Source organism: Pseudomonas sp. BT-42-2, from assembly GCF_025847435.2.
Taxonomy (GTDB): Bacteria; Pseudomonadota; Gammaproteobacteria; order Pseudomonadales; family Pseudomonadaceae; genus Aquipseudomonas; species Aquipseudomonas urmiensis.
Window position 1 is genome coordinate 1 of sequence record NZ_JAOYTM010000027.1, and the last position, 13,476, is coordinate 13,476.

Annotated in this window: 14 protein-coding genes; 8 read left to right on the forward strand and 6 right to left on the reverse strand. The window is 56.5% G+C overall.

What is annotated here, in order from left to right:
* Window positions 1–497: 497 nt before the first annotated feature.
* From OIU19_RS24370 to OIU19_RS24390, 5 genes are all read left to right on the forward strand, one after another.
* Window positions 498–2,075, forward strand: coding sequence for a methylenetetrahydrofolate reductase C-terminal domain-containing protein (locus OIU19_RS24370; protein ID WP_372353347.1), 1,578 nt, complete (start codon window positions 498–500; stop codon window positions 2,073–2,075).
* Window positions 2,076–2,181: 106 nt separating this feature from the next.
* Complete coding sequence (locus tag OIU19_RS24375; RefSeq protein ID WP_264237157.1) at window positions 2,182–2,778, forward strand: paraquat-inducible protein A; 597 nt, start codon at window positions 2,182–2,184, stop codon at window positions 2,776–2,778.
* Window positions 2,775–3,416: a paraquat-inducible protein A gene (locus OIU19_RS24380; protein WP_264237158.1), complete on the forward strand. Its 642-nt coding sequence runs from the start codon at window positions 2,775–2,777 to the stop codon at window positions 3,414–3,416. Before OIU19_RS24375 ends, OIU19_RS24380 begins: the two co-directional genes overlap by 4 nt.
* The gene (locus tag OIU19_RS24385) at window positions 3,400–5,055 is read left to right on the forward strand and encodes an intermembrane transport protein PqiB (RefSeq protein ID WP_264237159.1); all 1,656 of its coding nucleotides are present in this window, start codon (window positions 3,400–3,402) and stop codon (window positions 5,053–5,055) included. The genes OIU19_RS24380 and OIU19_RS24385 overlap by 17 nt, the downstream gene beginning before the upstream one ends.
* 17 nt (window positions 5,056–5,072) lie before the next feature.
* Entirely contained in the window at window positions 5,073–5,627 is a 555-nt protein-coding gene (locus tag OIU19_RS24390) for a PqiC family protein (protein WP_264237161.1), read from the forward strand.
* Between the two features lies 1 nt (window position 5,628).
* Here OIU19_RS24390 and OIU19_RS24395 read toward each other — a convergent pair whose 3' ends face one another.
* Entirely contained in the window at window positions 5,629–5,862 is a 234-nt protein-coding gene (locus tag OIU19_RS24395; protein WP_264237162.1) for a hypothetical protein, read from the reverse strand.
* Window positions 5,863–6,308: 446 nt separating this feature from the next.
* Window positions 6,309–6,554 carry a hypothetical protein gene (locus OIU19_RS24400; RefSeq protein WP_264237163.1) on the reverse strand — a complete coding sequence of 82 codons (246 nt, stop codon included), beginning with the start codon at window positions 6,552–6,554 and terminating at the stop codon, window positions 6,309–6,311.
* Window positions 6,555–7,736: 1,182 nt separating this feature from the next.
* Between OIU19_RS24400 and OIU19_RS24405 the strand changes: the two genes are divergently transcribed.
* The 3 genes from OIU19_RS24405 (at window position 7,737) to OIU19_RS24415 (ending at window position 9,994) form a co-directional block, all read left to right on the forward strand.
* On the forward strand, window positions 7,737–8,126 hold the full coding sequence (locus OIU19_RS24405) for a hypothetical protein (RefSeq protein ID WP_264237164.1): 390 nt from the start codon (window positions 7,737–7,739) through the stop codon (window positions 8,124–8,126).
* Window positions 8,127–9,140: 1,014 nt separating this feature from the next.
* On the forward strand, window positions 9,141–9,467 hold the full coding sequence (locus OIU19_RS24410) for a HEPN domain-containing protein (protein ID WP_264237165.1): 327 nt from the start codon (window positions 9,141–9,143) through the stop codon (window positions 9,465–9,467).
* 218 nt (window positions 9,468–9,685) lie between these two features.
* On the forward strand, window positions 9,686–9,994 hold the full coding sequence (locus OIU19_RS24415; RefSeq protein WP_264237166.1) for a hypothetical protein: 309 nt from the start codon (window positions 9,686–9,688) through the stop codon (window positions 9,992–9,994).
* 259 nt (window positions 9,995–10,253) lie between these two features.
* On the opposite strand, the gene OIU19_RS24420 is transcribed toward OIU19_RS24415, so the two are convergent.
* The 4 genes from OIU19_RS24420 to OIU19_RS24435 all read right to left on the reverse strand — a co-directional run bounded on the left by OIU19_RS24420 (window position 10,254) and on the right by OIU19_RS24435 (window position 13,444).
* Window positions 10,254–11,153, reverse strand: coding sequence for a nucleotide-binding protein (locus OIU19_RS24420; protein WP_264237167.1), 900 nt, complete (start codon window positions 11,151–11,153; stop codon window positions 10,254–10,256).
* Window positions 11,150–11,425: a hypothetical protein gene (locus tag OIU19_RS24425; RefSeq protein ID WP_264237168.1), complete on the reverse strand. Its 276-nt coding sequence runs from the start codon at window positions 11,423–11,425 to the stop codon at window positions 11,150–11,152. Before OIU19_RS24425 ends, OIU19_RS24420 begins: the two co-directional genes overlap by 4 nt.
* A 591-nt stretch (window positions 11,426–12,016) precedes the next feature.
* Complete coding sequence (locus OIU19_RS24430) at window positions 12,017–12,484, reverse strand: hypothetical protein (RefSeq protein ID WP_264237170.1); 468 nt, start codon at window positions 12,482–12,484, stop codon at window positions 12,017–12,019.
* Window positions 12,485–12,610: 126 nt separating this feature from the next.
* Entirely contained in the window at window positions 12,611–13,444 is an 834-nt protein-coding gene (locus OIU19_RS24435; RefSeq protein WP_264237171.1) for a hypothetical protein, read from the reverse strand.
* Window positions 13,445–13,476: the final 32 nt, after the last annotated feature.

Sequence of the window (13,476 nt, forward strand, 5' to 3'; positions counted from 1 at the left end):
GCCCGCGAAGAGGCCAGATCATCCACCACACCTACCACAGCTACCGCACCGTTCTTCCGGCTGGCAATGAGCCTGTGGGAGCGGGCTTGCCCGCGAAGAGGCCAGATCATCCACCACACCTACCACAGCTACCGCGCCGTTCTTCCGGCTGGCAATGAGCCTGTGGGAGCGGGCTTGCCCGCGAAGAGGCCAGATCATCCACCACACCTACCCCAGCTACCGCGCCGTTCTTCCGGCTGGCGGTGATCCTGTGGGAGCGGGCTTGCCCCCGAAGAGGCCAGATCATCCACCACACCTACCACAGCTACCGCGCCGTTCTTCCGGCTGGCAATGAGCCTGCAGGCTTGTCGGGGCGCCGAACCGCCGCGAAGGGCCACAAAGCCGCCCCCGACAATCTCAATGTCTCAACCAAATCACTAAGCTGCGCATCCAGACAAGTACCCACCCCGCACATCGCGCAAAATGCCAGCCTACCCCAGCCCGGTACCCAGCCCGCCATGAGCCAGCTGAAAGACGCCCTGCACGAACACACCTTCGTCTGCGTCATGGAGTTCGTCCCCAAGCCCAGCGCCGAGCGCTTCGCCGCCCTCGAAGCGATCATGGCCCGCAAGCAGCTGTGCGGCTGGCCGCTGACCGTGGCCATCGGCGACCGGGTCGGCAGCCCGCTGGACATGTCGCCTTTGGACGCTTTCAGCTCCCTCGACACAGCCGTTCCCGCCCTGTTGCACTTCTCCGGTAAAGACCGCGAACGCCAAGACCTGCTCGTCCAGCTCAAACGCATGGACAACGCCGGCCTCGACCAGCTGCTGATCCTCAGCGGCGACCGCCTCCCCGGCCACCAGCCCGGCCAACGCCCGGTGCGCTACCTCGAATCGGTCGCGGCGCTACAAATCACCCGCCAAGCCCGCCCCGACTGGCTGCTCGGCGCCGCACTCAACCCGTTCAAGTACCACGAGGAAGAAGGCGCCGCGCAATACTTCAAAGCCGAGAAAAAACTCAGCGCCGGAGCGGATTTTCTCACCCTGCAAATGGGCTATGACGACCGCAAGCACCAGGAAGCGCTGCACTGGATGCGCCGCCAGCGCACACCCAAGCCGCTGATCGCCTGCCTGATGGCCCTGACCCACGGCCGCGCCAAGATGCTCGAACACGTCGCAGGCGCGGTGGTCAGCCCCTCGATGCGCGACATCCTCGCGGCCGAGCTGGACGTGTCCAAGGCCTTCGCCCAGACCCGCAGCATCGAGCGCCTGGCGCTGCAGGTGATCGGTTTGAAGTTGATGGGCTATGCGGGCGTGCACCTTTCCGGTATCCATGACCTGGCCCAGTTCCAAGCGTTGGAGCAGGCGCTGCACACCCAGCAAGGCGAAATCCACACCCTGGAGCAATGGGCACCCGCCTGGGCTGCCAGCTGGCAAATGCCCGGCTTGCCCGCAGTCACCTTCAACCCACCCGGCGCCCACTGGCGGTTGGGCGAGTCGCGCGTCAGCGCCAGCCGCACAGAGCAAGCCCGCTACCACGTGCTGTCTGGCTTGCACTCACTGTTGTTCGACCGCAGCAACTGGCTCAGCCGCAGCTTCGGCTGGGCCGTCACCCGCCCGGTTTGGCGCACAGCCCAAGGCGCGCGCCTGCTGCACCAGCTGGAACGCAGCATCAAACGCCCCCTGCTCGGCTGCGACACCTGCGGGCGTTGCCGCCTCGAAGACACCCTCTACATCTGCCCGGAAAGCTGCCCAAAAGGGCTGGCCAACGGCCCCTGCGGCGGCACCTCGCTCAACCGCTGCGAGTTCGGCGACCGCGAGTGCGTGCACAGCGTCAAATACCGCACCGCCAAATCCGTCCAGCAAACCGCAGTCCTCACCGACCGCCTGATCCCCTGCATCGAACTCCCTACCCGCCACCAAAGCTCCTGGCCAACCTGGTTCGACCCCACCCTTACAACCACCCCTGAACCCTGTGGGAGCGGCGGTGCGCCGCTGCGACTTGCCCGCGAAGAGGCCCGCACAGCCCCCCCAAAACCCTCAGCCCACCACTCCAGGCCGGCCCACACCAAGCAACCCGCCGAAATCGACAGCTAACCCGCCCTCCCCCATCAACGATAAACGGCCCCTGAAAAAGTTGCCGTTTATCCCAGCGCTCCTATATTCACTGAGTCCCTGCCAAGCGGCCCCTTCGAGCGTGAACATGGTCCATGCTGCCCAGTTCATCATTTGCGAGCACTGCGACTGCGTCTACGAAAAGGTCCCGCTCGCCAAGCACCAGAAAACCGTCTGCAGCCGCTGCGCCGGCGTGCTCCAGCGCTACAACGGCCTCACGGTGCAACAGCGCCTGGCGTTGAGCATCACCGCCGCCATGCTCTGGCTGTTCGCCAACTTCTACCCGGTGATGAGCATCAGCATGCAGGGCCTGAAAAACAGCGCGACCCTGTGGGATTCGGTCCTGGCCTTGAGCCAAGGCCCGATCACCTTCATGGCCATGGTCGCCGCCATCGCCATCATCATCGCCCCGGCCTTCCAGCTGGTGCTGCTGACCTGGGTGCTGACCTTCGCCCTCGCCCAGCGCCGCGCCCCCGGCTTCAAGCTGGCCATGCGCTGGCTGGAAACCCTACGCCCGTGGAGCATGCTCGAAGTGTGCCTGCTCGGCGCCATGGTCGCGGTGTTCAAGCTGGCCGGCATGCTCGACGTACTGCCCGGCATCGGCCTGTTCGCCCTGGCCGCGTTGAGCCTGTTGCTGATCCGCATTGCCGGGCGCGATGTGCGCGACCTGTGGGACCTGCTATGAACCGCCCACCCACCGCCAGCGAACTCAACCTGTGCCTGTGCCACAGCTGCGGCCTGGCCTGCGACATGAGCAACGAGCCGCACCACTGCCCACGCTGCGACGCGCCTCTACACCGACGCAAGACCAACTCACTGGCGCGCACCTGGGCCTACATGCTCGCCGCCCTGGCCTTCTACGTGCCGGCCAACCTGCTGCCGGTGATGAACACCACCCTGCTCGGCGACGGCGCCGACAGCACCATCATGAGCGGCGTGCTGGAGTTCTGGGAGCACGGCGCGAGGGACATCGCCCTGATCATCTTCATCGCCAGCATCGCCGTGCCCGGGGTCAAGTTCGTCGCCCTGTCGCTGCTGCTGATCACCGTCCAGCGCGGCAGCGACTGGGCGCGCAAGGAGCGCTCCAAGCTGTACCGCTTCGTCGAGCTGATCGGCTACTGGTCGATGCTCGACGTGCTGGTGGTGGCCCTGGTCGCCGCCCTCGTGCAATTCCAAGCGCTGGGCACCATCGAGCCACGCCTGGGCATTCTATTCTTCGGCTTGGTGGTGGTGTTCACCATGCTTTCGGCCATGAGCTTCGACCCCCGCCTGATCTGGGAACCACCCGCCACCAAGGAGCGCACGGATGTCGTCACCCACTGATCAAGCCCCCCGCGAGCCCGCCCGGCCAGAGGTGAAAACCCGCCGCTTCAGCGTATCGCTGGTGTGGATCGTGCCCATCGTCGCGGTGCTGGTCGGCCTGTCGCTGGTGATCCACCGCACAATGCAGGAAGGCCCGACCATCACCCTCACCTTCAAGACCGGTGCCGGCCTCACCGCCAACAAGACCGAAGTCAAATACCGCAGCGTAGTCATCGGCCACGTGTCGGAAGTGGCCCTGAGCGATGATCAGAAAAGTGTCAACGCCACGGTGAAACTGGACAAACAAGCCGAAGGTTTCACCCGCGAAGATTCGCAATTCTGGGTAGTCCGCCCGCGCATTGGTGCCGGGGGCGTGTCCGGCATCGACACCCTGCTGTCGGGCGACTACGTCGGCGCCGACATCGGCCAGTCCAACACCCGCGCCAAGCACTTCACCGGCCTGGAAAACCCGCCCCCGATCACCTACGGCGAACCCGGCAAACGCTTCACCCTGCACGCGCCCGACTTGGGCTCGGTGGATATCGGCTCGCCGGTCTACTACCGCAAGATCCCGGTCGGCCAAGTGGTCGCCTACGCCCTGGATGCCGATGGCAAAGGGGTGAACATCGAAGTGTTCATCCACGCCCCCAACGATGCCTACGTCACCGAAAACACCCGTTTCTGGAACGCCAGCGGCGTCGATGTGAATGTCGGCGCCAATGGCGTCTCGGTGAAGACCGAATCGCTGTCCACCCTGATCGTCGGCGGCATCGCCTTCCGCGCCCCCGAGTACAGCCCCAACGACAGCCCCGCCGCCGAAGACAAGACCTACGAGCTGTTCGCCGACCAGCAAACCGCCCTCGCCCCGCCCAACGGCAAGGCGCAGTACTTCACCCTGCGCTTCGACCAGGCCCTGCGCGGCCTCAAGGTCGACGCCCCGGTGGAATTTCTCGGCGTCGAAATTGGCCGCGTGGTGTCGGTGAACCTCGACTTCGACGAAGTCAAACGCAGCTTCCCGGTCAACGTCGGCATCGTTATTTACCCGCAACGGCTCGGCCAGGCCCACGTGAAGATGCTCAAAGTGCTCAAGCACAACCCCGAAGACCTCAGTGCTTCGGTCAAGCTGTTCAGCACCTTCGTCGACAACGGCCTGCGCGCCCAAGCCCGCAGCGGCAACCTGCTCACCGGCCAGCTGTACATCGCCCTGGACTTCTTCCCCAAGGCACCGAAAGTCGCCTTCGACCTCAATGCCCGGCCCATCGCCATCCCAACCATCCCCGGCAGCCTGGAAGTGCTGCAAGAGCAATTGCAGGCCATGGTCGAGAAGATCAACAAATTGCCGGTCGAACGCATCGCCAGCAACCTCGACAGCAACCTGGTCGAGCTGCGCAAAAGCCTCGCCCAGTTCAACAGCAAGACCCTGCCCGGCGTGCAAGACACCCTCGCCCACGTCAGCCAGACCCTGCAATCGGCCAACTCGACCCTGGCCGAAGACTCACCGCAGCGCGAAAAACTCACCGAAACCCTCGACGAACTCGCGCGCATGTCGCGCTCGCTGCGCGAGCTCTCCGACTACCTCGGACGCAACCCCGAATCGCTGATCCGCGGCCGCCCCGCCAACGCCGCGCCCCTGGACCTGCAAGGCCCACCGCGCAACTGACCGCAGGAGCGAAACCCATGACCCCACGGCACACCCTCCCGCTGCTCTGCACCCTGGCCCTGCTCGCCGCGTGCCGCAGCGACCCGATTGCCTTTCACACCCTGACCCCAGTGCACGCCCCCACCCAGGCCAGCAGCAACGCCGCCGAGGTGGTGATAGAAGGCATCAGCGTGCCGCCGCAGGTCGACCGGGCGCAGATCGTCATTCGCCAAGGCAGCAACGGCCTGGCCATTCTTGAAACCGAGTGGTGGGGCGCAAGCCTCAGTGAAGAGCTGCGCAGTGCCCTGGCGGTGCAACTGGGCAACGGCAGCGCGGCGCGCAAAGTGGCGGTGAAGATCAACGTGCAGCGCTTTGACTCGATCCCCGGGCAGTACGCCTTGATCGATGCCCGCTGGCGCCTGCGCGGGGCTGAGGGTGGAGAGATGCTCAACTGCCACAGCCTGCTGCAAACGCCCGCCGGGCCGGAGATCGAGGACTTGGTCCGTGCGCAGCAGAACAACGTGCAAGGGCTGGCCACGCAGATTCGTCAGGCGGCTGGGAATCTGCGCGGGGGGTGCCCTGGCGAGCGTTGAGTCAGCTGCTGTCGGCTAGGGCGTTCTCGCCGGTATCGAGGAGTTTTCCACATTGCTCGCTGGCCAGGCGGCTGATGATACGGATCGCCTGGTGGATGCCCGCGGTGTTGCGAAAGCTCAGGCGCGGGTTGTGTTCGCACTCGAGCATGTCGTCGTGCTGGACCAGGGCTTCGGCTAGGAGTTCTAGGGTCCAGGTGTAGCTTTGCAGGGTGGAGAGGCGTTCTTGGTCAGGCATGGGGGGCCTGCCTTGGGGTTGTGGTGGTGTGGGATGCCGTCGGGAGTGGGCGGCGGAGAGCGGATGCGAGGATCCGCGACAGACTTATGATGGTCATGCATGAGGTCCTTTTCTGTTGAAGCACCACACCGACCGTCGCCAAACGATTGGGTGGCAGCTGTACGCAGGTTGGCGAACCGAGGAAAAGGAACCCGGCAGACCCGAAGGTCTCCCACGCACAGCCGCCATTACACGAAACCGCAGACACAAAAAAAGCGCCAGCAATCGTGGTAGGGGCGCCATTGCGCCTTTTCAGTCGAGTCGCCAAACCCGGTCGCGGAATTTGCCGCGACCTCGCCAATTTAGACCTTGAGGCTTGGCGGGGCAAGGGGCAGTGAAGACAGAATCCTCCTCCAATGACGAAGGAAAAAGGTGATCAGCCTTCCAACGCTTTAGTCGCCATGTTTTCAGCGGACTAAGCTGCGAACTACCACAAATAGAACCGTTAGGCCCACGACCCCGGAAGCGATCAGCCAGCCTGAGGAAGCCATCGCGTGGAAAAAACTAGGGAAGAATGGCGTTTTCTCTAGCTTGACCAGCGCCAGGCAAAGCCATGGCATAAGGATGATGTAAAGCAGAGGAATGTAGACGACTGCCTGAAGGACTAGGGTCAGTCCGCCAGCCCAGTCATTCCAGTGACGAGGGTTAGACATGGTGTGCTTCCTTTTCTTGACTAGGACTTGTGAATCGTCCACTTCCTGAATGTCTGAGGCTCGATGAATGAGGCCGTGGCGTAAATGCGAAACGAGCCTAGCAGAAACGGCAAGGCTGCTCAAAATGGGCGGGGTGGGGGGGCATTGCCAAATGGTGTGTGCTTCTGAAAAGTCTATGACTGGGGAGACAGACGTCCGGTTGTTGGCCGTTAGGTCCAGCGTTTCGCGGATCTGGAATTATCATTGTTCTGCTGTTACGACCCATGGCAAGTTTACCTTTTACTATCGGCCATGACCTTAAATTTAAGAAGGGAACCGTCGCGACTTTCGAAATTAACCCCCAAATCTCGCCATCTACTTCATACCTCCAAACCCAATCAGCTATACCCGCAGTTAAAATAGACTCTATTTACGCCCTCCCTAAAATTTAACGCCTCGCAAGGGTACACATTAATTGCCTCCCCAAAAATAGCAGTCAGTAATTCTAAAACAAAATCCTCCCTTTACCCTTGCAGGTAAGGCTCTAGAACCGCAACCATCATATTGAGCAAGTGCAAAATAGCTATTTGACATCATTGTGAATATTTGATAGCTTTTGACGAAAAAAATCGCTCAAGCTACTCACCTCAATCACTGCTGGATTAATTTAAGAAGTAGCGAGATTTTTGATACCCACCTACTGAAGATGCGCTGGGGCTTTTCGTATGGACTTGATTGGCGTGTCTGGGCTTGTTGTTTCCGTTGCAGGCTTTGCTATGGCTCTCTGGCAACTTCATCGAACTCGTAAAGCTGCTGAGGCTGCTCAGCTTGCCTCATCCGAAGCTGTGCGATCGGTAAGACTTGTTCAATCGATAGCTACGATACAAGACATATGTGGTCGCTCTAGAGAGCTACTGCACCTCACGAGATCTCGAAACCTAGAATCATCAGCAATTGCTGCCTTCGAGTTAAGAGACTCGGTCGCACGTTTTAAAGGGACTGAAACCGCCCGCAAACTCGACGACAAAAAAGGCTGGGATGCGATAATAGATTCCATTTGTATCGTCCATGAGCGACTGGAATCCGCTTCTATGACCAAAAGGTTGGATGCTTCCGAAAGGGAGGAAATCCTACATGATGTTGCCCGAATAAACTCCCACTTTAGTTCAATGGCCTCAATGACAGTTGAGAGTGGTGTCTGACATGAGCATACCTTCTGAGTATCGAGATATTGTTTTCGGCTTGCTAACAGCAACCAATGAATCAAGAGTAAATTGGTATATTGACAGACATGATGTTCAAGTCAAACTGCAAGACACAATAGTAAAGCTATGGTCCGGAACTGACGAGCAGACTGAAGTTCCATTTGTCTCATTTGCCTTGAGTGACTTGAAAGGGAAACTCATAGACACATGGTTCCTCGATGAAGGAAATGATGAATACGATCACGTTTTTCGACTTTACACTGAAGCAAGAAGAAAGGCACTGGGAATACCTCAGAAGCTTGAAAAACTTCGAGCACAACTAAAATCTGGCGGAACCATTGGTGCTTCTCCTATTAACGCACCTGAAGACGATGAAGTGCCATTCTAAGCTAATAGACAAATAGCTTATAAAGTCGCTAGAGCCCTTAAACAACCCCTTAAAGTGCAAATTTTAAGGTTTTTTAGGGGCTAGATTAGACTTCTCGAATAGCGACCTTATAATCAATTAACCTACTCGCAGTAATGGATCTACAAATGTCGCTAAAGGAACTGATTACCGAAGTCATTTCACTTATTAATATTGGAAGCAGGGAACAGGCAACATCTTCACCACGAGGATGGATCGTAAGAGAACAAGGCCTTTACATTACAGACATAGCTAAATACAACCAATTGCTTGAGGCCATATACGGGTCAGACAAATCTTGACCGCCGGGTTTAGTAGAGCAACTGTGTTTGAGTTTTCTAAAAAATAACCCGCCTCGTTCAAGATCTGAAACCAACCGTTCAATCTCGACACAAAGTCTTTTTCCAAAGAGTCTCATGATGTAGAGCCAAGAAACATAGTTGTAACTGCACCAATCTCAGGGTTAGATTTAATGATGGAGCTAGATCATTCAACCTATCAATATACAAGTTCGCTTATTTAGAGTATTTGCAGTTTCCAATCGCCAATGAATAAGGCATGCATGTAAGTGCGCTTGTAAAAACCGTTTACGATAAGAGTAGAGCAATTCAAAAGGCGAATGATGCCTTCCTAAACCTGGCCAAATTGATCGCATTCATGTCCGGGAAGCTTGACAGAGCATACTCATCGAAACTGGACTGCCTTTAAAACCGAGTATGTCGCATGAGCAAATGTATGTTAGTACCAGTTCTAACCAATTTCCTGATGAAGACGGGCCACTAGACTGGGCAATATTAGAAATCAACTTAGTGAAAAGACCCTAGTTAACAATGGCTTCTTCTGGGAAAATTCAGATTCTGGAAAGCTTTGGGCGTTATACGAGAAAAAAACACCACGAGATAAAGCTTCATGACCTTGATTCTAGAATATTAATTCGGCTTTTGCATTCGGTGAGTCTACAATAACCAGCGACACCCGAAACTCTATTATCTACACGTGCATATCGTAGAAATATTTTCCTCGCTTGATGAAGGCGGTCATTTTTCTAAAAACATTGGAGAAAAGCTGTCAAATGTATTTTCCTTTATTATTCCAAAAGACGTCGATGCTCGCTTGGAAGTAGCCAAGCTTGTCAAGAAAGTATATGGATTGCGTTCCGCAATTGCTCACGGAGGACATAAAGATCTGTCGAATGAAAACTTAGCAGTTAACTTTTTCATGCGGATGGCCATAGACGAACTTTCAAATGGTGAAAAATTCTCCAAAATGAATAAACCACTAGATATTTACGACCAACTAAAAATGGCACAAAACTCATATTAACCCTGGGATAACGCATACTCCTCTCACGTAAGTTACCAGGGGTTTCACCGCTCTCTCATTATCAATTCACACAGCCCGCCGGTCAGAGACGTTTCTCGGTCAAAGCAGTCCATGACGACACGCATAGTCAGCCTGCCTGCGGTACTCTGCACTGTGTCGCGCGGCGCTCATGGGCCGGGCGGTATACTCAGAGCACAACCCAAGTAAGGAAGCAATTGATGGAACATCAGCCAGGCGAGCGCCTTGTCAGCGACATTCAGGTCAGTGCCTACGACTCTGATCGAAAGCGCCTTACGAGGTTGCATCACGTATTGGGGTACGCCGCGGCAATGATGGATGTTAATGGTATCGGCCGCTTAGCGAGCCGCGTTGCTGGAGTGCATGATCACAAAGGTATCCTTCAGGTGCACTGGTTTAGCGTACCTGCTGATGTTGAGAGGCACGTATTCAGGCAGGCCTGGGGTAGCCAGGTCGGAGACGGCACCGACCAGATAGAGCACTTTAAGGATGATGTTCAACTGCCGTAAATCTTGCGAGCATGGGGGAAACTCAAGGCACCGCCCGAAGCAACCTACGACCTGCTTGATATTAAAGAGGCTGTCCTGAAGGCATCCCAGGGTGAACGTACCGGTAAAATTTTAGTCACCCCAAAGCATTCCTAAACCTTCCTCTTTGTGAAAATCATCTTCTGACCTGCACGGCCGGCGGGGTAGGTAGAGCCTAACAAGCACCGCCCACTGGCTTCATGCAAGTTCTCCAGAGCTTGCTCAAGCTACCTCAGAGGTTTTACGCGCGCATGACCTTGTTCCAATCGACTGGATTTCCTGCCGCCTGTAGTTCGCGCCCTAAAGCCTGCTTCCAGCCGCCAGCTTCATCCATTCGCTCCCACACTACACCGGCAAAATCACTAGGTATGTCCAACTGGCCCCGTTTAAGAGCGCAAACCCTGCTGCGCCCGAGTCGCCCGATAAAGTAGCCCAACTCTAGCAACACATTCTGCCGTGCCCGAGGCTCCAAATCGCCTCCTTTAACACGGCCTTCGTCGTCAGGTGTCAACAGCACAACTGCGAAACCGACATCCCCGTGAGCCTCGACCTTTTCGATCACCGTACGACCTTGATTGGCCTGCTCATGAAGGATGATAGCTTCGAACCCTATCCTTTCGAGAAAGCGAGCAACCGACTCGCGCGCGCCGTCGTCATGACCGTGGACAATGAATACTTTATTCGACATAGGAGGCCTCAATACTGGTTCTGATCTTCCTTTTGTCTCGACGTACAACTTGTAATCCCTGATGAAAGGGATTATCAATTGCCTCGTTAGCTCTCGAATGCCAGCAATGATTTTGCTGCCCGAGTAAAAGAAGTGATGACCGAAATCTATTGCAAAATGTGGCTCGGCTGCAAGTTTATCAATCAATAGTAGCGTTAGGCCCAGCGTCTGCTTTTGATCATCGGGCCATAGGAGCGTTGCACTCCCAACCATGCTCCCCGCAGTATCTTCGCTAGTCTTTATAAAGCCATCTAAGTCCAGTCCGCTTTTTAGAGCGCTATTGATTTCTTCAAGGGCGGGGCTGTTGAGGAGTGCTGAGATTCTTTTCAGGGGGCGTTCAAACGTCTGCGGAGTCGCTCCTTGCAGGTCTAATAAAGCGTTATTGAGCTGCGAGAAAAGGTCAACATACGTCATTCATCGGTCTCCAGCCTCGCGGCCGCAGCGCGGTCCAAAATTTCTGAGCGATAGCGCTCTTTCATTTCAGCCGCTAGCGGCTGGATGATCGGATTTGATCCGTTACGACCAACAGCCTCATCAATGACGGCCTCTACCTGCTGGACTGCTTGCTCAATGCTCGCAGGATCATGAGGATCGAAATTTACGGTACACAAATCACCGTCGAGCCGCTGTAGCACTTCCTGCGCTTCCTTGAGTTGGCGTTGTAGCTTGTCGAGTCCTTTTAGCATGGTCCTGACCTCTTCCTATGGTTGCAGAACGATATCACTAATTTTGTACATGTGGAGAGACACCCTTGGCAGTGCCGGATCTTGATGGCAAGGGCCATGAGCCCACGCTATAGCGCAGCATGGAAAGCCTGGCTTGGAAGACCGAAATTAATGCCGGCTTCGGGCTGTGCCCTCACTTCTGCTTGCAGTGCCACCACCTGGGTTTCTTAGTAGTTTCACTGAAATCCGGCTCCCAGCCGGCCATCCAATCGGCATAGTCTGCGTCAGTGGGAATCAAGCCCTCGTTGCCTTTGGCGGTGTTGGCCTTGCGGCCCAAATACTTTTCGCCAGTTTTTGATACCGGTCACGGACCATCACGCCTTGGTTTGCCAGGCAGTCAACCAGCTTATCCGCGATAAAGAGCACGTCATCGGTGTAGCGCGCTACACCTCGAACCGATGTGCCATATTGTGTGTTGACCACACCACCTACTGGAATTTCTAGGTAGTAATCTTCGGGGGTGAACCCCGGTGGCAAGTCCGCATGGAGGAACTTTTCTACGAGAGAGTTATAGCCTCCAATGATCCAGTTGAGATTCCCTACAGCGTCGACCTAAGCAATGAGGGATTTCACACCGTTGGGGGACAGGCGGATATTTTTTTGGACCAGCTCATGTAGCTCAGGTACAGGCGGCGCGAAGGTCTGGAGATTCAGTTGGTCAATCCGCAGCGAGAATGGGGCTTTGGGGAATGGGACTGCCTTGTACGCTTCATACCTTCTACGGTTTGATTCGTACTTTTGCAGGAAGCCCGACCCGTAATGCTTTTTCATGCCGCCAGCCACGTCCGATACTGAGATACACAGCGTGATGGCTACGTCGATGCTTCGGAACTCGGCCAACAGCTCGTCCCTTAGCTTGGTATTGCGGGCGATGCGGCCAGCCATCCAGGCACCGACACCAGCACCAACCCCGGCACTGATCAGCGCGCTGCCCCAGACACCAGCGTCAAAGCTGGGAAAGTTAGCGACCCAAGGGAACAGAGGTGCTGTAGCGTATACACACCGTTGATTGGTGTCCACGAATCCGCCATTGCATTCCCTCGCGTTCATCGCCCCGACCATTCGTGGCACAGGGGCGGCATGATACCTGGTTTGGCACCAAGCGGAACAAGCGCAAGTGACGGGATCAAGGGCACGGATGCCCCCTTAATGGGTGAACTCGGTGCGGCTGTTTACGACCCTGTACTTGAAGATCTCGACCCTCGGATTTTCGTCAACGTCGTCATAACTCAAAATGAGCTTACCCTCTACGGGGCCCTGGGTTAGGGGCAGGTACATATTCTGGGACGCTGCGCCGTCGGCGCCAATCTCTCCGAGCACAATTGGCTGCGTGTCTAGGAAAGGCTCGCCAAAGCTGACCACAACGTTCATCGCTTTGTAGCCCTTGTTACGGATTCTGATCTCGTTCATGGCCTCGCCTGACCGCCTGCCATTTCCACTATTAGCGGTGCTAACGAAAAATTTTGCGGAAATTTCCCGTTCCCTGCGCTTACGTGCTTCCTCTATGGCCACGCGTTGTGCTTCTGCCTGCTCCATAGCTATCTTGGCCATGATTTCTTCCCGGATCTCGGCTTTCTTGCTATCCAGAGCCTGCATTCTTAGCTCCTCGCCCTGTTGCACGAAACCGAGCACCACCCAGAAGAACGCTACCGGCCCAAATGCACCGGCCAAAAAATCACCCACTTCGTTCAGGGGCATTGTACCTAGCGTGCCAATACGCCCCCAAATCAAGGGAAAAATTACCGCAAAGTAAGCCAAGGTCAGAATGAACCCGATCAAGCCCAGATGCTTGCGCAGGTCCAGCCCCTCAGGGCGTATCATTGTCGAGATGTGCCTGATTGTAAGTGGGATGACCACGGCCAGCAGCAAGCCACAATAGATAGCTGTCGATACAGGTAGCGGCGTCGCCACTTCCGGCGTAACGAGCGATGCAGGCGGTGTGCTCCAGAACACCCCCGATACAGACTCCCACATCTTCACCTTTCACTTCCTCGCGTTCGCCGCCCCGACCA